At 58.1% G+C, this 20105-nt stretch carries 18 protein-coding genes; 5 read left to right on the plus strand and 13 right to left on the minus strand.

Annotated elements, in window-relative coordinates; genetic code table 11:
• The first annotated feature begins 44 nt into the window (after positions 1 to 44).
• From PV407_RS23740 to PV407_RS23750, 3 genes are all read left to right on the plus strand, one after another.
• Positions 45 to 2231: a metallophosphoesterase gene (locus tag PV407_RS23740; protein WP_332092490.1), complete on the plus strand. Its 2187-nt coding sequence runs from the start codon at positions 45 to 47 to the stop codon at positions 2229 to 2231.
• A gap of 208 nt (positions 2232 to 2439) precedes the next feature.
• Positions 2440 to 2823, plus strand: a complete 384-nt coding sequence (locus PV407_RS23745) for a GntR family transcriptional regulator (RefSeq protein WP_332092491.1) — start codon at positions 2440 to 2442, stop codon at positions 2821 to 2823.
• Between the two features lie 696 nt (positions 2824 to 3519).
• Entirely contained in the window at positions 3520 to 3747 is a 228-nt protein-coding gene (locus PV407_RS23750) for a hypothetical protein (RefSeq protein ID WP_332092492.1), read from the plus strand.
• Between the two features lie 105 nt (positions 3748 to 3852).
• On the opposite strand, the gene cysK is transcribed toward PV407_RS23750, so the two are convergent.
• From cysK to PV407_RS23785, 7 genes are all read right to left on the minus strand, one after another.
• On the minus strand, positions 3853 to 4776 hold the full coding sequence (cysK, locus tag PV407_RS23755) for a cysteine synthase A (protein ID WP_332092493.1): 924 nt from the start codon (positions 4774 to 4776) through the stop codon (positions 3853 to 3855).
• 60 nt (positions 4777 to 4836) lie between these two features.
• Positions 4837 to 6174 (minus strand): MFS transporter, encoded by a 1338-nt coding sequence (locus PV407_RS23760; RefSeq protein WP_332092494.1) that lies wholly within the window; start codon positions 6172 to 6174, stop codon positions 4837 to 4839.
• A gap of 234 nt (positions 6175 to 6408) precedes the next feature.
• On the minus strand, positions 6409 to 6891 hold the full coding sequence (locus PV407_RS23765; protein WP_332092495.1) for a hypothetical protein: 483 nt from the start codon (positions 6889 to 6891) through the stop codon (positions 6409 to 6411).
• 102 nt (positions 6892 to 6993) lie between these two features.
• Positions 6994 to 7413, minus strand: coding sequence for a DUF350 domain-containing protein (locus PV407_RS23770; RefSeq protein ID WP_332092496.1), 420 nt, complete (start codon positions 7411 to 7413; stop codon positions 6994 to 6996).
• 122 nt (positions 7414 to 7535) lie between these two features.
• Entirely contained in the window at positions 7536 to 8219 is a 684-nt protein-coding gene (locus tag PV407_RS23775) for a PspA/IM30 family protein (protein WP_332092497.1), read from the minus strand.
• Positions 8220 to 8346: 127 nt separating this feature from the next.
• On the minus strand, positions 8347 to 9018 hold the full coding sequence (locus tag PV407_RS23780; protein WP_332092498.1) for a tetratricopeptide repeat protein: 672 nt from the start codon (positions 9016 to 9018) through the stop codon (positions 8347 to 8349).
• Positions 9019 to 9901: 883 nt separating this feature from the next.
• The gene (locus PV407_RS23785; protein ID WP_332092499.1) at positions 9902 to 12268 is read right to left on the minus strand and encodes an endonuclease MutS2; all 2367 of its coding nucleotides are present in this window, start codon (positions 12266 to 12268) and stop codon (positions 9902 to 9904) included.
• Between the two features lie 261 nt (positions 12269 to 12529).
• Here PV407_RS23785 and PV407_RS23790 point away from each other — a divergent pair, with 261 nt between their 5' ends.
• Together PV407_RS23790 and PV407_RS23795 are read left to right on the plus strand one after the other, a co-directional pair.
• A complete protein-coding gene (locus PV407_RS23790; RefSeq protein WP_332092500.1) occupies positions 12530 to 12895 on the plus strand; it encodes a phage holin family protein in 366 nt (121 codons plus the stop codon).
• 146 nt (positions 12896 to 13041) lie between these two features.
• The gene (locus PV407_RS23795; RefSeq protein ID WP_332092501.1) at positions 13042 to 13416 is read left to right on the plus strand and encodes a cupredoxin domain-containing protein; all 375 of its coding nucleotides are present in this window, start codon (positions 13042 to 13044) and stop codon (positions 13414 to 13416) included.
• 78 nt (positions 13417 to 13494) lie between these two features.
• Here the strand turns inward: PV407_RS23795 and opp4C are convergent, their stop codons facing one another.
• The 6 genes from opp4C to PV407_RS23825 all read right to left on the minus strand — a co-directional run bounded on the left by opp4C (position 13495) and on the right by PV407_RS23825 (position 20090).
• Positions 13495 to 14373, minus strand: a complete 879-nt coding sequence (gene opp4C, locus PV407_RS23800; protein WP_332092502.1) for an oligopeptide ABC transporter permease — start codon at positions 14371 to 14373, stop codon at positions 13495 to 13497.
• 4 nt (positions 14374 to 14377) lie between these two features.
• Positions 14378 to 15349, minus strand: a complete 972-nt coding sequence (locus PV407_RS23805; RefSeq protein ID WP_332092503.1) for an ABC transporter permease — start codon at positions 15347 to 15349, stop codon at positions 14378 to 14380.
• 27 nt (positions 15350 to 15376) lie between these two features.
• Positions 15377 to 17038, minus strand: coding sequence for a peptide-binding protein (locus PV407_RS23810; RefSeq protein ID WP_332092504.1), 1662 nt, complete (start codon positions 17036 to 17038; stop codon positions 15377 to 15379).
• 33 nt (positions 17039 to 17071) lie between these two features.
• The gene (locus tag PV407_RS23815) at positions 17072 to 18028 is read right to left on the minus strand and encodes an ABC transporter ATP-binding protein (RefSeq protein WP_332092505.1); all 957 of its coding nucleotides are present in this window, start codon (positions 18026 to 18028) and stop codon (positions 17072 to 17074) included.
• 167 nt (positions 18029 to 18195) lie between these two features.
• Entirely contained in the window at positions 18196 to 19158 is a 963-nt protein-coding gene (locus PV407_RS23820) for an ABC transporter ATP-binding protein (RefSeq protein WP_332092507.1), read from the minus strand.
• Between the two features lie 365 nt (positions 19159 to 19523).
• Complete coding sequence (locus tag PV407_RS23825; protein ID WP_332092508.1) at positions 19524 to 20090, minus strand: CvpA family protein; 567 nt, start codon at positions 20088 to 20090, stop codon at positions 19524 to 19526.
• Between the last annotated feature and the right edge of the window lie 15 nt (positions 20091 to 20105).

The following is a 20105-nucleotide window of genomic DNA, read 5'->3' on the forward strand; positions in this document are numbered from 1 at the left end:
TTCAACTACAAATTCGAGCCCAAACCCGCTACAGGAGTGAACTTATGATGCGCTTCGCAAACGATCGATCCCAGCCCCCCGCCGTTATCGAAAGCTTCGATACCCCCGAGCTTGTCGGCGTCCGCTCCGTCAACGCGAATCATGCGAGCATCGATTCGGAATGCCGCCCCGAATACGTCCGGCACGGCACCCGGTCGCTCCGGCTGGACTACGACTTTACCGGCGCGGTCGGAACGTCGGCCGCCTATTTGCTGTTCCATGAGACGCCCGGCGGCGCTTATCGCAAGCTGGCCGGCTATCCGCGCAAAATCGGCGTTTGGGTTTACGGCGACGGCAGCGGACATTGGCTGCGCGGACTGCTGATCGACGGGGAAAACCAGTCCAGGCCGATCGACTTTACGGCCAAAGGCGGCTTGCTGTGGCATGGCTGGAAATACGTCCGAGCGGCCGTTCCCGAAGGGATGAAGCTGCCGGTATCGCTCGCGCAGCTGTACATCGTCGAGACGGATAACGGTAACAAAAACCGCGGCGTTTGTTATTTCGACCGGCTGCAGGCCGAATACGACGAGCGGGGCGAAGACTGGAGCGGTCCCGAGTTCGGCGGCATGACCCCTCGGGCGAGGCAGACGGTTTACGCGGCCGCTCCCGAAATCGGCGCCGTCGTGCGGGACGACGAATCGGGCGTCGACGGGAAGACGGTGCGCATGACGGTCGACGGCGTCGATGTCCCCTTCGCCTACGACGCCTCGAGCGGGCGCATATCCTACGTTCCCGAGCGGCCGCTGTCCGACGGCGAGCATACCGTCGTCATCGAAGCGAGCGACAGAGCCGGCAACCCCGCCGTGCCTCACGCGAGCTGGACGTTCGCCGTCTACACGGGGCCCGACCGGGTTCCGCCCGACATTCGCATCGTCAGCCCTTTGCCGGATGTCGCCGTCAATACCGATTGCCCGCGAATCGCGGCCATCATCCGTGACGAGCAGTCGGGCGTCGATTTCGCGCAAGTTCGCGTATCGATGGACGGGCGGCCCCGCCGTTTTTACGTGCATAACGACGAAACCGTTTATTTTACGGTCGAAGAACGCCTCGAGGCCCATTCCGTTCACGAGGTGACGATTCGCGCGGCGGACAAAGCCGGCAATCCGAGCGAATGCAGCTGGACGTTCCGCGTCGGCCGTCTGCCGGGGCAGCCGCGCCGGGCCGACCGCTTTCAAATGACGATCATCGGCGACGGCGGCTACTACACCGCGGACAGCCGCGTTCGTCCGACATCGGCCGACCTTCTCCTGACCGAGCAGATCGCCCGCATCCGGCGCGAGCCGTCCGAGCTGATCGGCTATACCGGCGACATCGTGGAGCACGATACGGCCGCGAATTACGCCGAAGCGAAACAGCGCATGAACGGATTCCATGCCCCCGTCCTGATCGCCATCGGCAATCACGAGGTGTCCGGGACCGGGTCCCGCCTCCATTACCAGCATCATTTCGGCGATCCGACCTATACGTACGTGTTCGGCAATACCCGCTTCATCGTGCTGGACTCCGCCTCCGGCCATCTGACGAGCTCGGACGCTTCGCAATGGCCGTGGCTGGAGCAGGTGCTGGAGGCGTCCGAGCAGCCGAATATTTTCGTGCTGATGCACGTGCCTCCCGATCAAATCAGCGCCTCGGGCGAAGATTTTAATACGGGTCACGGCTTTCAGGACAAGCGGGAGGCGGACCGGTTTTACGATTTGCTCGGAGCGTGCAAACGCCGCGATCCGGACCGAAACATCGTGGTGTTTTCCGGCGATTTTCACGTTTACCATCATAAGGTCGTGCAAGGGGTGCATTATGTCATATCCGGCGGAGGCGGCAAGCAGGCGCATATCGCCCCGGAGAAGGGCGGGTTCTACCATTACTTGAACGTCCGGGTGGACGGCCGTTCGGTGACGTGGGATGTCGTTCCGCTGCTCCAATCCATCGCGTGGGCGGAGGACCCGGTGACGATGCGCGTCGGCTCCAAACGGCGTCTGCGGGCGACCGGCACCTTCATGACCGCATCGAACCGGCCTATCGTTATGCCGATCGGCGCCCCGTTCCGTGCGGTTTGGACGAGCGAGCGGCCCGATATCGCCGAAGTCGATCAAGACGGTACCGTCACCGCCCGCGCGCCCGGCGAAACGTTCGTTGCGGTGGAGTGCGGCTGGCAGACGGGGCGGGTTGCGCTGAACGTCGTTCCGTCCGAATAACGGGTCCGTCTTATCGAGTTCGAGCTTGTTCGCCCATACGGAATCGAAGGAAGACCGTCCGGCTGCCGGACGGTTCTTTCGCATGCGCAGTCGGAGTCGAGACCGAGCAGGCGCGAAGGCGCTGATCGCCAAGAGCGGTTGCGCCATCTAAGTATTATTTGTATTATAATGAATAATACAAATAGAATTCGCGAGGTGAAGCAATCTCATGATCCTATCCTTGCAGGTGGACAGCGAAACGCCTCTGTACGAGCAACTGCGCAACCAAATCGTGATCGGCATTGCGACAGGCGAATTGGCCCCCCAGGAGAAGCTTCCGACCGTCCGGCAGCTTGCCGAAGATTTGGGCATCAACACGATGACGGTCAACAAAGCGTACATGCTGTTGAAGCAGGAAGGCTATATCGTCATCGATCGGCGGCACGGGGCCAAAGTAAGTCCCCGAACGTCCGATAATCCCGATCTTTCCCCGCGGTTGGAAGAACAACTCCAATTGCTGATCGCGCAGGCTGCGATCCAAGGCGTGAATCAGTCGCGGTTTCAATCGCTCTGTTCGCAAATCTTCGCAAAAATGGCTTACCGGCATCCCTAGCCCGACATGAAAGGAGTCGATTCCGATCCTGTTAACGATCATTTTATTCGCCGCGGCCGCAGTCCATTTTCCAATATTAGCCGCCGTCTATAAGTCGCAGGCTCGATACAAGAACGGCATGCTGTTTGCCGTCGCCTTGCCCGAATATGCGCCGGGCGACGAGAATATCCGGGACATCCAAGCCCAATTCAATAAGCGGCATAGGCAAGCTTGCGCGTGGATGGCCGTATGTCTCGTTCCGGTTCTGCTGCTGTACAACTATGCCGCCTATCAGGTCGTTTTCTTTTTCCTCTGGTTTTCCGCCTCCTTTTTCGCGATCCTCTCCCCGTTTCGCCGGGCGTTTAGGGAGACGCTTGCTTTGAAACGCGAAAAGGAATGGTTTGTCGGCGAGAAACGCGTCATCCGGAGCGATCTGCGCGCGGCATACTTAAAAAACAGGCACTCGGCTCCCCTATGGCTGTTCGCGATTCCATTGGCGATGGCGATCGGTCTCCTGCTGTGGGGAGCGGGCGAATCGGCTCCGTTTCTCGGCGCCGCTTCCGGCTCGTTCGTCCTCACGATCGTTCTATTCCCCGTTGCGCTGCAAACGCGCAAGTCCAGGGCCAACGTGTACAGCATGAACAGCGACGTGAATGTCGGCCTCAATCAGGCCAGGCGAAGACGGTTGTCTTATATGTGGTTGGGGTTGGCCGTTTTGTGTATACCATTCCCTCCGGAACCAAGACGAACGGAGAGGGGACGCATACGTTCGCCCGCGGACATTTCAAACTGAACGAACTGGGCAAATCGCGGCTGTATGTATTCAAAAATCCGCCGTACATTCGGATCAAGCTGCCCGACACGTACGTGTTCTATAACGAGCGAGACCGACAGCAGACGGAACGGTTGTTCGAGCAGCTGCAGAAACGGGTACAAACCCCTTAATGAGAAAAGAGGTCAACCGGTAAAAACCGGCTAACCTCATACTCGACAAAATGAGCGGTTATGACGCTGATTGTCGTGGCGATATTCCCCCATCGACCGGCAGCTTTACCCGAAGATGCCCATGCTCAAATAGCGCTCGCCCGTATCCGGAGCGATGCAGAGCACCCGCTTGCCCGCGCCGAGCCGGCGCGCCGCCTGCAGCGCCGTCCATACGGTCGCGCCCGCGCTCGGCCCGACCAAAATGCCTTCCTGCGCGGCGAGCTGCTGCGTCGTACGAATCGCGTCTTCGTCGGCGACCTGGACGATTTCGTCGTATACGGACGTGTTCAATATTTTCGGAATGAAGCCGGGGCTGGTCCCGACCAGCTTGTGCGGTCCGGGCTGCCCGCCGGACAGCACCGGGGACCCTTTCGGCTCGACGACGTAGATGCGGATGCCGGGAATGCGCTCGCGCAGCACTTCGCCGGTGCCGGTAATCGTTCCGCCCGTGCCGGAGGACGCGACGAACGCATCGAGCTTGCCGTCCGTCTGCTCGATGATTTCCAGCGCCGTCGTGACGCGATGAATGTCCGGGTTGGCCGGATTTTCGAATTGCTGCGGGATGAAGCTGCCCGGAATTTGCTCCTGCAGCTCCATCGCCTTGCGGATCGCGCCGGGCATCCGCTCCGCCGCCGGCGTCAGCACCACTTCGGCGCCGTACGCCTTCAAAATGTTGATCCGTTCCTTCGACATATTGTCCGGCATGACGAGTATGGCGCGGTACCCTTTCGCGGCGGCGTTCATCGCCAGCCCGATGCCGGTATTGCCGCTCGTCGGCTCGATGATCGTCGCGCCCGGCGCGAGCTTGCCGTCCTTCTCGGCCTGCTCGATCAGATTAAAGGCCGCGCGGTCTTTCACGCTGCGGCTCGGATTGAAATATTCCAGCTTCACGTAAACCTCGGCGTCGTCCGGTCCGACAAGCCGGTTGATCCGGACGGCCGGCGTATCGCCGATCAGCTCCGTGACGCTTTGCACCATTTTGCTGCCCATACGGTAACGTTCCCCCCCTGCCTTGATGTACGTCCATTATACCATAAATTCATGGTAACGTTATCGGAATTTGTCGGATTGGACCGTTACCAGCTTCCCGCGCATAAGCGCCCAAGCGAGCAGGGGGGAGCTGCCGATGCCGAGCAGCAGCCAATTGATCGCCGTCGGCGCGGTCGTCCACGAGACGACGACGATAAAGACGAGCGTGCCGAACATGCGGCCGACGTTCAAGCCGAGCTCGCGCAGGACGACGTATTCGACCCGGTGCTCCGCGCTTTCCCGATCCTGTCCGATCAGGTCGAACACCGAGGACGTCATCGGCACCGTATACAGGGGGATAAAGAGCGCCGTCCCGATCCCGAACAGCAGCAGCGTCGTATAATTGACGCGCCAAAAAAACGGAAGAATGACCGCGATCATCATGACGACGCCGATCAGCATGCCCCATTTGCGGTACGCCGGCTTGAGCCATTTTCCGACCGCATAGAAGCTGAACAGCGCCACGGCCGACGTAATGAGCGAAAAGTTGCCGATCCGCATTTCGTTCCGCGTCGCGATATACACCATAAGGCCGATCATGAAGCCGAATACGCCTTCGCGTACGCCTTGCGCCGTCAGCGCGCCGAACACCGTCTTCCACGGACCGCCCGGCTGCGTCAGAACGCGATACCCGTGCGTCCATTCGTATTCGCCGGACACCTTGCGCTTTTTCAGAAAAAAGCTGAAGACGACGCCGACGACGAAAATCGCCAGCGAAACGCCGAATATAAGCCGATATCCGCTCGTTTCCGGCATCCGGGTAATCAGAAACCCGGAAATCCACGGCGCGATCATGCCGGCACCCGAGCCGAGCAGCCCGGCCCAGCCGTTAAACCGGTCCCGATTGTCCCGCGACGTCACCTCGAAATAAACGACGTTGAACGCCAGCCAAAAAAAACCGGACGACAGCCCGAGCACGCTGCCGAGCAGCCAAACATAATGGACCGATTGCTGCCGCAGCAGCAGGACGAGCGAATAAAACAGGGCGGCTATGGCGATGCCGAGCCGCAGGCTGTTCATTTTGTTATGCTCCTTCACCCATTTGCCCGCCAGCCAAAACGTAAGCCCCATCGTCAGCTGATTGGCGAAGGCGAACCAGCCGATCAAGGCGAAATCGTTTTTCGCCTTCCACAAATACACGTTCACGAACGTGCCGGACAGCGCGTTGGCCGCCGCGAACAGCCCGTTCACGATAAGCAAAAGCCACGTCTGCGAATCGAATTTCGCACGCTTCTTGTTGCCGGCTTCACGTTCGCGGAAATCGCCTTCCCGCCTGTTCGCTGCGGCGAACGCTCCGGCCAGCCCCGATGAACGGTCGCGGACCGCCGCTTCCCCGAAACGATGTTGTTTCCGCTGCATGAGCCTCACCCGTATGGTTAATATGGTGCCCGCCCGGACTTCGCAGTCCTTACGGCTTCTAATAACGTTCCCCAAAGCGGCGGTTCCTACCCGAAGCGGCCTAATGCCCTGACCGATACGGCAAAAGAAAAACCCCCGCCATAAAAGCGGGGCCTGAGCTTTTCTCCATTCGGCGAAAACAGCTTCAACAGAAAAACCCGCCTTCGCGAGAAAGCGGGTTTCCGTCGTGTTCCGTCAGCTATCGAGATCTTCGTCCGATTTGGACCATTCGGTTACGAGCCGTACCCGATCTTCGTCGGACAACGTATGCGTCGCCTGAAAGCAGGACGGGCAGACGAACAGGTTCAGCTTGAACGGCGGCGTCAAAAAAGCGGGAGCCGCTCCGCCCGCCGGAAACGGCGAAAATTGGCCGTCCTCGATCGTTACCGTTCCGGTGAGCACCATTTCGTCCTGGCAGCGGGAGCATTCCAACGCGTCCTCCTGCTGCTCGAGTCTTTTTTTGACCGAAAGCCCGTAGCCGCCGAGCTCCGTCATATCGTCATCGTCGTCGTCCGTCAGCTCCAGGTCGTCCCCGTCCAGTCGGACGTGCAGGCTGCGGTAGTCGTTCAGCTCGTTGAAGCAGTGCGGGCACGTTTCTTCGGGACCGATTTCTTCGTCCCACACGATTTCCGTTTGACACCACGGACATACCGCGGCCGTATTGTTGTCGTCGCTCATCGCTTCATTTCTCCCATCAGGCGTACTTAACGAAATAATATACGCCTACGGCCAGAAACGCAAGCGCGACCGCCAGCAGCGTTCCCCACAAATATTTCATCGTCAGGTCACGCTCGCTCCGACGACATACGAAATCGATACCGACAAAATCATCGACAGCAGCCCGACGGCCCGGTTGTCTTTCTGGATTTCCGCATCGATTTTGAACACCGGCGTCAAAAATTCGAAGATGAAGTAAGCGACGAGAAGCAGCAAGAAACCGAAGCTCGCCCAAATGATCGAATGCAAAATCGTATCGTTGTTTAAAATCGCAAAGCGGAAAATATTGCAAATGCCGAAAATTTTTCCGCCCGTCGCCATCGCCACGGACACGTTCCCTTTCTTGATTTCGGCCCAATCGTTATACCGCGTTACGAATTCGAAAATGGCCAGAAACACGATCAGCGCGAGTACCGCGATCGAGAAAAAAGCGAGCGTTTCCAAGTACGGGTTCGTCAGCAAAACATCCACCTCTTCGTTCATCTAGGTTCAGCCGCCTTTCCGGGAAATGGCTGAAAGAGACGGGAAACACGGCGAAATCGGCCTTTCAGCCGATTTTCGCTTAACGTGTATTCCGAGTCTCTTTTTGAATCGCAGGTCGTCGATTACAGTTGTTGTTTTTTCGCCGCAAGCTGGGCTTTCATCGCCGCAAGCTCGTCTTCGACGCCGCTGCCGTTTTTGTCGAGCGCGTCCAGCTCGTCGTCGAGGCTGCGGTTCGAGCTGCGAATATCTTTGCTCGCTTCCGCTTCGGCTTCCATTTGCAGCACTTTCTCGGTCATCCGGTCGAACCCTTTGGCCGCGTTGTCTTTGCCGAAGCCGCTCATCGTCTGGTTGATTTGCTTTTGCGCTTTCGCGGACTCGGCGCGGGCGACGAGAAGGTCTTTCTTGTTTTTCATTTTGGTGAATTCGTCTTTCATTTCGCTCAATTGGGAGCGAAGCTGATCGGCGTTCGTTTTGGCGATGTCGTATTGGCGTTTGAACTCGTCAAAGCGGGCTTGATGCTCTTTCTTGTCCTGCAGCGCTTTGCGCGCCAGCTCTTCGTTGCCCTGCTCGAGCGCCTTCATCGCTTGCTCGGCGCGGCGGTTGACCATATCCTCCGCTTCGTCGGCTTGCTGCTTGAATTTTTTCTCGATGGCGATCTGTTTCGCAACGGCAGCTTCGGCCTCCAGGATGTCTTCCTCCATGTCGCGCAAAAACTGGTTCAGCATTTTGACCGGATCTTCCGCTTTATCCAGCAGATCGTTGATCGAAGCCATCGTCAAGTCGCGCAATCTTTTGAAAATTCCCATAGTGCGGTTCCTCCTCGTATTCGGTTCTTTCTTGTAACATCCAATTGGTTTAACCAACGCGTTGTTTCGTTCACATCCATTTCATACGCAGACGGCACGAAGAAGTTTCAAAACGGATTCGCGATTTTTAAAAAAGCTGTCGCCATTTCGACAAAATCGCCCAGCGTCGCTCCGCCTTCCGCTTATAGCGGGGCAAGCCGCGGTAAATATGCAGCGCGTCCGCGTACGCCCGCTTCGCCTCGGCGCGGTCGCCGAGCCGCTCGTACAGCCGGCCGAGCCGGTAGCCCCCTTCGCACGAGGAGGAGTTGATGCTCCGGAACTGCTCCAAATAGCGGATGGCCTCGCCGGGATTCGACCCCGCGAACGCTTCGCCGAGCCGCAAATACGGCTCGCCGTATTTGACCCGGGGGTTTAGCTCGAGGCTCTCCAGGATGATCCGCTTGCCTTCGTCCAGCTCCCCCAGCTTCAGCTTGCAGAGGCCGATTTCGTACAGCACGTCCGCCGAATCGTAAACGCCGCTCACCTGCTCCAGCAGCTCGAGCGCATCGGCGTACTTCTCCTTCTCTATATAAAGCCGGGCCGCCTCGAGCTTGTTGCCTGCGTTATGGGGCGCCAGCGCCAGCTCCCGTTTCAGCCGCGACAAACGCCGGTTGCGCCGCAGCGGCTTCAGCAGGCTGGGCGACAAACCGATAAACCGGCGGTCGAGCACATATAGCAGTACAAGGACGATGACGATTGCGAGGAACGGATTTCCGACAAGCCACCAAATCAAGGCGAACAAAAAAAACTTGCTCAGCATCATCACCTCCGTTTCCATCTTAACACAGGTTTGGGAGCGGAGCGATACCGCTTTTTTCGAGCGCATTCGATCCGAAAAAAGCCCCGGACCGGAGACGGTCGGGGCTGCGGCTGCGGCTGCGTACGCCATAATAGGCCGCCGCTTTTGAAGCGTCGCGATCGAGGCGTCTTTGTGAGCAGCGTTAAAAGTGGAGCCGGTTAAACATTAGCGGAATAAAATTAAACCGCATTCCGTTATTTCGCATTTTCCGGGCAAAAACCGACCGTTCGGGGGGCATAGCGGAATTTCATGCCGCTATTACGCGAAGAAGCGAGGTTGTCGGCCGATTAGCGTACTTAAATTCCGCTATTTCTTTTGTTGGCGGGCTGGACGGCGAGCGTTATCTGCCCGTTTTCGGCGTACGGCCGCGCTCAGTCGAGGAAGAGTGCTCTTTCGAGCACTATTCCCGCGAAAATGCCGGAATGGCTGGCGGATAGTGTGCTTTTGAACGTTATCCGCCTACTTCCGGCGTTCGGCCGCCCTCAGTCGAGGGAGTTAGTGCTCTTTTGAGCACTATTCCCGCGAAAATGCCTTGCTTGTCGGGCGGATAGTGTGCTTTCGAACGTTATCCGCCCGCTTCCGGCGTTTGGCGCCGTTCAGTCGAGGGAGTTAGTGCTTTTTTGAGCACTATTCCCGCGAAAATGCCTTGCTTGTTAGGCGGATAGTGTTCTTTCGAACATTATCCGCCTACTTCCGGCGTTCGGCCGCCCTCAGTCGAGGGAGTTAGTGCTCCTTTGAGCACTATCCTTCTTAATTGCCTCGCTTGTCGGGCCGATAGTGTGCTTTCGAACGTTATCCGCCCTACGCCCGGTCGCCTGTTAACGTTCATTCGAACGCTACCGCTCTACTTCAGCTCCACCACGGTCACGCCCGCCCCGCCCTCGCCGTAATTGCCGAGGCGGTAGCTTTTCACGTGCTTGTGCCGGCGGAAATAGTCCTGCAGCCCGGCGCGAAGCACGCCGGTTCCTTTGCCGTGAATGACGTACACCTGGCCGAAGCCGTTCAGGAAGCTTTCGTCCAGGAAGCGGTCCGTCTCGATGATCGCTTCCTCCAAATTGCTGCCGCGCAGGTCGAGCTCGGTGCGCACGTTTTCGTCCCGGCTGCGCTTCACGCTGGCGGAAGCCGTTTGCGCCGGCTTCGCCGCCGGCGCCCGTCCGACCAGCTCCAGGTCGGACTTGCCCACTTTCATTTTCAAAATGCCGAGCTGCACCGTCGCTTCGCCGTCGCCGGCCATCTCCACGACGTGGCCTTTCTGGCCGAGCGAGACGACCCGCACCTCGTCGCCGACGCCGATCGCTTCGGCTTTTTTCGCGGACGCCCGCGAAGCGTCGCGCTTGTCGCGCAGCTCCGGAGCGGCCTGATCGAGCCGGCGCTTCGCCTCGATCAGCTTGTGCTCCTTGACCGCGCCCCGCTCCTCCATGGCGAGCCGGCGCAGCTCGCGGATCACCTCGTCCGCCTCCTTGCGCGCGTTCGCCACGGCGCTCTTCGCCTCCTGCTCCGCCTTCGCGAGCAGCTTGTCGCGCTGCTCGCGAAACTTCTCGCGCTCCTCCTCCAGCTGGGCGCGCAGCCGCTCCGCCTCGGCGCGCTGCTGCTCGGCCTTGCGCCGCTCCGCTTCGGACGTCGCGCGATTCGCTTCCAGCGAAGCGATCATCGTCTCGACGCGCTTGTCGTCCTCGTCGACGCGGCCGCGCGCCATCTCGAGAATCGGCCGCGGCAGCCCGAGCCGCTCGGCGATCGCGAACGCGTTGCTTCGACCGGGAACGCCGACGAGCAGCCGGTACGTCGGGCTGAGCGTCTGGACGTCGAATTCCATGCTGGCGTTGATAACCCCTTTGCGCTCGAACGCGTAAGCCTTCAGCTCGCTGTAGTGGGTCGTCGCGACGATGCGGCAGCCGATCTGGTGAATGTATTCGAGCATTGCGATCGCAAGCGCCGAGCCTTCCGAAGGGTCGGTTCCCGCGCCGAGCTCGTCGAGCAGGACGAGACTTTTCGGAGTCATTCCTTTCAAAATGGAAATAATATTGGTCAAATGGCTCGAAAACGTACTCAAGTTTTGCTCGATGCTCTGCTCGTCGCCGATGTCGGCATAGATGGCGTCGAACACGCACATTTGGCTGCCTTCCTCGGCCGGGATGAACAAGCCCGACATCGCCATCAGGCTGAGCAGGCCGATCGTTTTCAGCGAAACGGTTTTGCCGCCCGTATTCGGCCCGGTGACGATGATCGTCGAAAATTGATTGCCGAGCTCGACGTCGAGCGGCACGACCGCCGCCGGATTGAGCAGCGGGTGACGGCCCTTTTTCAGCTTCAGGAAGCCGCGGTCGTTCATGATCGGCAGCGTCGCTTTCAAGGCGCGGGCAAGTCCGGCCCGGGCGAACACGAAATCGAGCTCGCCGAGCGCTTCGACGGAAACGGCGAGTTCGTCCGCCGCCTCGGCCACGCAGCCGGTCAGCATGATCAATATTTTTTCGATCTCGCGCTCTTCCTGCATTTTCAGCTCGCGCAGCTTGTTGTTGAGCGCGACGACCGCTTCCGGCTCGATGAACAGCGTCGCCCCGGACGCCGACTGGTCGTGGATCATCCCGCCGAAATGCGAGCGGTATTCTTGCTTGACCGGAATGACGTACCGGTCGCCGCGTATCGTAATGAGCGAGTCCTGCAGCATTTTTTGAATCGAAGGGGTCCGGATCATCTGCTCCAGCTTATCCCGCGCCCGCGATTCGCTCGTCCGCAGCTCGTGGCGGATGCGCGCAAGCTCCGGACTCGCGCTGTCGACGATTTCCGCCGCGTCGTCGATGCACGACTTGATTTTGTCCTCGACGTCCCGGTTTTCGCTGATCGGCTCGGCCGCTTCGGCCAGCAGCGGGATCGGCTCGTTTTCGTGCATCGCCAGCAAAAACCGCTTCAGCTTGCGCCCTCCGCCGATCGTAAGCGCGATATCGAGCAGCTCGGACGGACCGAGCGTGCTGCCGATCCGCGCCCGGCTCAGCGCTTTGCGCACGTCGCGAATGCCGCCGAACGGGGCGCCGCCCTTCAGCCGGTCGACCTTGAACGCTTCGTCGGTCGCCTGAAGCAGCCGTTTCACCGTTTCGAAATCGGGACACGGTTCGATCGATTCGGCGCGCTCCTTGCCGATCGACGTTGCGGCGAACTCGGCGAGCCGCGCGCGTATTTTATGATATTCGAGTGTAGTCAGCACTTTCGGGTTCAAAACGGGTCAAACTCCTTCCATCCGCGAAGCCTTCTGTTCCTATATTATATCCGATGACTCCCGGATTAGCTATTGAACGAACCGTTATACGCAATTTGCCCGGCCGCCGCGGGGCCGTTCCTGAAATTGCCGAACATACCGCCTTACGATCGGGAAAAAATAAAGATTGCACCGATGTAACCCGCCTACGAAAAGACGGGAATGCAAGCGACCTACGCGCGAGTCGGACGGATTCGCGACTTTCCAAAGGAGGCAGCGTACATGCGATTTCTCGGCCATGTAGTTCGATTTATCGTCTCGGCCATCGTGCTGATGTTCGTCGGCTGGATCGTTCCCAACTTTGCGGTCGGAGGCTTCTGGAGCGCGTTGTTCCTCGCCCTCGTCATCGCGCTGCTGGGTTGGATCGTGGAAGGGATTTTCGGCAAAAAGGTTACGCCTTTCGGACGCGGCATCGTCGGATTTTTGGCCAGTGCGGCCGTGATCTGGCTCGCCCAATTTATCGTCGGCGGCGTGTCCGTTACGGTAGTCGGTGCGATTTTGGCGGCGCTCGTGATCGGCATCATCGACCTGTTCATCCCGATCAGCACCCCTTTCGAATCGGGGCGGAATAAGGAAGAGGCCCGATAAACGGCGCCATCCCAAAAGGTCTGCTCGATTCGGGCAGGCCGTTTTGGGTTAACCGGCCGCGATCGTTCACCAAGCCTTCACAGCTTTCGTCCCCCCCTTGCGCTATAATGGTAGCGATGAATGACAACATTTGGAGGGGATTTCCTGTGAAGAAAACGATCGTGTACTTGCTCGCGCTCATCGTCGCGCTAGCCGTGGCCGCCTGCGCCAAAAAGGAAGAACCGGCCGGCGGTTCGGCCGCTCCCGCTTCGGCTCCCGCTACCGGCGAACTGAAAATAACGGCGACGAACTGGAAGTTCGACAAGACGGAATATAGAGTGAAGCAGGGCGAAACGCTCAAAGTGACGCTCGACAGCAAAGAAGGCGCGCACGGCATCAAAATCGACAAGCTCGGCGTCGATGTCGGCACGAACCAGTCCAAGGACGTCACGTTCGACAAGAAAGGCGAATACACGATCATCTGCAGCATTCCTTGCGGCGCGGGCCATGCCAAAATGACCGCCAAGCTGATCGTCGAGTAACCGGCGAACCTTCATCGCAATGCCAAAAAACGCTTCGAAGCCCGATCGGACTTCGAAGCGTTTTTATATTTCATCCTTTCACCGCGAGTCGAGCGCGCTGCGCAAGCCGTCGCCGATGAAGTTGAAGCACATGATCGTCAGGAAAATCATAAAGCCCGGAATGATCGGGAACCACGGCGCCTTCAGCATGATCGTCAAGCTTTGCGCGCTTTGCAGCAGGTTGCCCCAGCTCGCGTGCGGCGGCTGGATGCCGAGACCCATGAAGCTTAACGTCGATTCGGTCAAAATCATCGAGCCCATCTGCAGCGTGGCGGAAACGATAACCGGCGCCATCGCGTTCGGCAGCAAATGCCGGAAGATGATGCGGAAGTCCGACATGCCGAGCGTCCGAGCGGCATCGATATATTCGCGGTTTTTGAGCGTAAGCACCTGACCGCGCAGCAGTCTGGCCTTCGTCATCCACCCGAACAAAACGAATACGACGATAATGTTGAACAAGTTCGGCTTCAGCAGCGTAACGACCGTAATGAGCAGAAACAGCTGCGGGAACGCCAGCATAATGTCGACGAAGCGCATCAAGATGCTGTCGAGCTTGCCGCCGTAATAGCCGGCGAGCGCCCCGACGGTCACCCCGATGAACACGTTGAACACGACCGAGAAAATGCTGACCGAAAGCGATACGCGCGCGCCGTACAGGACGCGGCTGAACAAATCGCGGCCCAAATCGTCCGTGCCGAACCAATGCTCGGCGCTCGGCGGCTTCAGCCGGTTGAGCAAATCCTGCTCGGCCGGATCGTGCGTCGCGATGAGCGGAGCGAACAAAGCGAGCAGAATGAGCGCAATCATAATGAACAGGCTGACGACCGCCAGCTTGTTTTGTTTGTAACGTTCCCACGCGCGGTTGCGGGAGACGGCCGGCTTGATCGTCTTGTTGTTGGTCGTTACGGTAGCTTCCATCGGATTACGCCCTCCCTCCTTTTCGTTCCAGACTCACGCGCGGATCGAGCGCCGCATACAGGACGTCGGCGATAATGTTGCCCAGCACGGTCAGAAATGCGCCGACCGTCGTAATGGCGAAGATGATCGGATAATCCCGCATGAACGCCGCCTCGATAAAGAGACGTCCGATGCCGGGTACGCTGAAAATTTTCTCGATAACCAAAGCTCCGGCGAAAAACCCGGGCAAATTGAGGCCGAACAGCGTCACGACGGGCATAAGCGCATTGCGCAGGCCGTGAACCGTGATGACGCGCCAATATTGCAGCCCTTTCGCCTTGGCCGTCCGCATATAATCCTGGTGAATGACTTCGAGCATGCTGGAACGGATATACCGGGTCCAGATCGCCACTTCCGCGGCGGCCATGGCGCATACCGGCAGCACGAGATGCTCGATCCGGTCCATCAGGCTGAACGGGGCGCCGATCGTCTGCAAGCCGCCCGAAGGAAGCCAGCCCAGCTTGACGGCGAACAACATGATAAGCATCAGTCCGAGCCAGAACCCGGGGATCGAAATCCCCACGTTCGAAATGGCCGTCACGATTTGATCGAGCCGGGAATGCGCCCGAAGGGCGCAAGCGATACCTAACGGAAGCGCGATAAGCAGCGACAGCACGAAGCTGGAAACCGTCAGCAGCAGCGTCGTCGGAAGTCGCTCCATGATCAGTTTCGATACCGGTTCGTTTTGTTGGAAGGAAGTCCCGAAGTCTCCTTGCGCTAAGCCGCTGATCCAATCCCAATACTGTACGTAGAGCGGTTTGTCGAGTCCGTAGGCTTTGATCATGTTTTCGATGTCCGATGCTTTGATGGTCGGGTCTTCGGTAAATTGCGAAAGCGGGCTCCCCGGCGCTATGTGGATGATCGCAAATGAAATGATCGTAATGCCGATCAGTATCGGTATGGCGTTCAGCAAACGCCGCAAAGCGTAAAGAGCCAACGGAACTCACTTCTTTCGTTCATTGATTTATTTAGTAAAGTACCATTTCTCGATTTCTTTCAGGCTGTCCCGGTTCGGGTTGAAGCCTTCGAGATTGGTCGGGTATGCCATCGTAACCGTCGGCGAATACAGGAACGTGTACGGTTGGTCTTCGGCGATCAGCGCGTCGACCTTGTTCAGCAGCTCTTTCCGTTTTTCTTTGTCGAACGTGTTCAAATCTTGATCGATCAGCTTGTCGACTTCCGCGTTTTTATACGATACGGTGTTGAGCCCTTTTTCGATTTCGCCCGAATGCCAGATGCCTTTCGGGTTCGGGTCGCCCGAGATCGACCAGCCGTAATAGATCGCCTGGAAGTTTTTGCCTTGGAAGTTTTTCGTGAAGGCCGAGCTTTCGACCACGCGCGGCGTTACTTTGATGCCGACCTTGCTCAATTGCTGTTGAACGACCTGTACGCCTTTTTCGCGCACCGTGTTGCCTTGGTTGACCTGCATTTCGAATTCGAAGTTTTTGCCGTCCTTGTCGAGGATGCCGTCGCCGTTCGTATCTTTCCAGCCGGCCTCCGCAAGCAGCTGCTTCGCTTTCTCGACGTTGTAGTCGAATTTCGGCACGTTGTCCGTATACGTCCAGTACGTCGGAGGCGTTTGGCTGTTGACGACCTTGCCTTGGCCTTCCACGACGCTGTCCACGATCGCTTTGCGGTCGATCGCCGTCGTCAGCGCTTGACGCACTTTTTTGTCCTGGAACAGCGGGTTCGTCAAGTTCCAGCCAATGAACAGGTACGTGCTGGCCGGAATGCTTTTTTGCAGCTTGATTTTATTGCTCGTTTTGGCGTATTGCTCGATCGCCGCGAGGTTGTCGGCAGGAACGCCGATGACGTTGATTTCGCCGGTTTGCAGCTGCGCCATCATGGCGTTGGCGTCCGGAACGATTTTCGCCGTTACTTTCTCGATCGCCGGCTTGCCGCCGTAGTAGTTTTCGTTGCGCGTAAAGGTCAAGTATTGGCTCGATTTCCATTCGACCAATTTGTACGGACCGGAGCCGACCGGGTTTTTGAAAAATGCCGATTTGTCCATTTCTTTGATCGGCGTATCTTTCAGCAAATGCTGCGGCAAAATATTGTAAATGAGCATGTCGATATAGCCGGCATGCGGTTCTTTAAACGTAAACTTGATCGTCGCATCGTCGACTTTTTCCACTTTTTGCAGCTTTTCGAACGTCCCTTTGCGCGGGCCGGTGTAGTCGGCGTTGATCGGAATGTTGTAAGTAAATACGACGTCGTCGGCCGTTACCGGTTTGCCGTCGGTAAACTTGGCGTCGGTGCGGATTTTGATCGTCATCGTCAGCTTGTCGTCGGAAAATACCGGCTGTCCTACGGCCAAGTCCGGCACCAAATCCTGCTTCTCGTTGAACTTGTACAAAAAGCTGGATACGAGCTCGATCACTTCGCTGGAAGTCGTCGTCGTCGCCCAGAAGCGGATAAAGCCTTGCGGGTCGCCGAGGTAAGCGGTCGTAATTTCGCCGCCGTCCACCTTTTCTTTTTTCGCCGTGTTCGTGTTGGTGGCCGTATTTCCGGACGGTTCGGCCGTCCCCGAGTTCGAGCCGGAGGAACAGCCGGCCAGCATGACGGAAGCCCCCATGGTGGCGACAAGCGCGATCGTCGCCAGTTTGCGATACGATTTGAACAACATTGACTACTTCCCCTCTTCCTATTCAAATAATGTTTATATGAAATGGCACGAGGCGAAATGCCCCGGCTTCACTTCCCTGAATTCGGGCCGCTCGGTTTTGCAGCGGTCGGTCGCGATCGGGCAGCGCGGATGGAACGGGCAGCCGGAAGGCGGATTGGCCGCGTTCGGCACTTCGCCCTTCAGTACGATTCGTTCCCGCTTGATCGTAACGTCGGGCTCCGGAACGGACGACAGCAGCGCCTTCGTATACGGATGCTGCGGATTGCCGAACAGATCGTCGCGTCCGGCCGTTTCCACGACGCGGCCGAGGTACATGACCGCCACGCGGTCGGAAATGTTGCGGACGATGCTCAAATTGTGCGAAACGAACATGTACGACACTTTCATCCGCTGCTGCAGGCTGCCGAGCAAATTGACGATTTGCGCCTGGATCGATACGTCCAGCGCGGACACCGCCTCGTCGGCGACGATCATTTTCGGCTCGAGCGAAATCGCCCGGGCGATCGCGATGCGCTGACGCTGTCCGCCGGAAAACTCGTGCGGGTACAGCCTCGCCGCTTGCGCGCTGAGCCCGACCGTTTCGAGCAGCGATTCCGCCTGTTTCATCGCTTCCTTCCAGCTTTTGCCGGTCTGAAGCACGAGCGGCTCGGCGATCGCGTAGCCTACGGACAGCCGCGGGTTGAGCGAAGCGTACGGGTCCTGGAAAACGCACTGCATGTCTTTGCGGATCGGGCGCAGCTGCCGCTGGCTCATGCCGCCGATCGACACGCCGTTAAAGCGGATCTCGCCCTCGGTCGGATCGAGCAGGCGGAGCGCCAGCCGGCCGACCGTCGATTTGCCGCAGCCCGACTCGCCAACGATGCCGAGCGTCTCGCCTTCGTACAGCGTCAAATTGACGTCGTCGACCGCCTTGACGACTCCCGATTTGGCGGACGTTCCGATCGGAAAATATTTTTTGAGTCCTTTTATTTCGAGAAGAGGAGCGCTCAATTTCATAAACCCCCTTTATAGCCCGTAACGAGTCCCCCATAGCGAAGCGGGACTTCGAAGCTTATTCCTGTTCTTGATGGAGAGCCCATAACGAATGCCCATAGCTTAATCCGATTCGCGGGGAATCCGTTCCCTCCCGTATTGCCTTCCCGCTCCGAAGGCCGCTTTTATGCCAAAATGCAGCGCACGCTGTGGCCCGGACGCACTTCGCGCAGCTCGGGCGGCTGCTGACGGCATTCGGCCGTCGCGACCGGACAGCGGTCCGCGAACCGGCAGCCGGGCATGATCGTTCCGGCCGGCGGCACGGAACCGGGAATCGGCACCAGCTTCTCGATGGCGCCGTTCATGCGGGGCGTCGAGTTCAGCAGCCCTTTCGTGTACGGATGCATGGGCGACGTGAACAGCGACCGGACATCCGCCGTTTCCACGATTTGTCCGGCATACATGACGATCACCCGATTGGCCATTTCGGCGACTACGCCCAGGTCGTGGGTAATGAACAGCACCGACATGCCGGTTTCCTTCAGCAAGTCGCGCATCAAATCGAGCACCTGCGCCTGAATCGTCACGTCGAGCGCCGTTGTCGGCTCGTCCGCGATGAGCAAATCCGGCTTGCACGCCATCGCCATCGCCAGCATAACCCGCTGTCTCATGCCGCCGGACAGCTGGTGGGGAAATTGTTTCCGGGTACGGGTAGGTTCCGGAAATCCGACGCGGCGAAGCCATTCGTCCGCGATGCCGTTCGCTTTCGTCTTGTCCACGTTCAGATGGCGGACGATCGCCTCGGTCATTTGCATGCCGATCGTCAATACCGGATTCAGGGAAGTCATCGGCTCCTGGAAAATCATCGAGATGCGGCGGCCGCGAATTTGCGACATTTCGCGTTTGTTCAGCTGCAGCAAATTCCGGCCGCGAAAACGGATTTCGCCGCCGGACACTTCCGCCGAACGCGGGAGCAGCTGCATGATCGAAAGCGATGTCATGCTTTTGCCGCAGCCCGATTCGCCGACAAGCGCCACGACTTCGTTCGGTCCGATTTCGAAGTCGATGCCGTCGACTACGGTCGTTTCTCTATTTTTCGTCTTAAAGGACGTTTTAAGCGTTTTCACCTCTAATACCGGCTCCAGCACCTCATTCACCCCCTACTCGTACTCTTTACAAAAAGAAAATTTGTATAAAAACTAACAAAAACTATTTTACTTATTTTATCCGCGGTTGTCATTAAATTTTTTTTCCCATTTTTATTGACAAATAAGAAACTTTATTACTAAAAAGCGTTAACGTTTATAAGCGTTAATCGAAACAAGCATTAACGAACACAAGCGTTAACGGGGGTAAACAGTAAAGGGATGAAGCTTTACCGAAAAATCGCTATAAAGGAAGCAAGCGTTAAAGGGATAAAGCGGGTCGCGCCTTGCTTCCGCGATCGTCGAAACGGCAAAAAGCCCTTTTCCGGCGCCGTCCGTACGGACGAACGTCTGGAAAAGGGCGGTTTTCAACCGGCTCCGCTTACCGTGTTCCGGTTCCACATCTCGCGCAGCTTGCCGGTCAGCTCCGACGTCTGCTTCGCCGCAACGTCGGCGGCGACCGACTGCCGCAGCGTTTGCTGAAGCGGCTCGGACGGGATCGCGATCATCGCGTGAACGGCGATCGCGAACAGGACGTACGCTTCGAACAGCGCGAGAAGCGCTCCGCTCCATTTGTTGAGCGTCTTGAGACCCGGCGTCGCGGCGATCAGATGAAGCAGCCGGCCGACTACGGCCATGCCGAGCTTGACGGCGAAAAAGATTAGCGCGAACGCCAGCGCATTGTAAACGTACGCGTTCAAGTTCAAGCCTTCGACCAGAAAGGCGTATTTGCCGTAAGACTGAAGCTGGTTCATCGGGAACAAGCCCGCGATGATCGGCGATACGTCGTCGTACAGCCAATACGCGGCCAAGTAGGCGACGACCAATCCGGCAATGGAGAAAAGCTGGACGATAAAGCCGCGATGATAGCCGAGAGCGAGCGCGGCTGCGGCCAGAACGACGGCTATCGTGTCGATCGTGTTCGGCAGATTCATGTTGAGAGGACCGAC

The sequence above is a fragment of the Paenibacillus sp. GYB003 genome (assembly GCF_036577625.1).
GTDB lineage: Bacteria > Bacillota > Bacilli > Paenibacillales > NBRC-103111 > Paenibacillus_AB.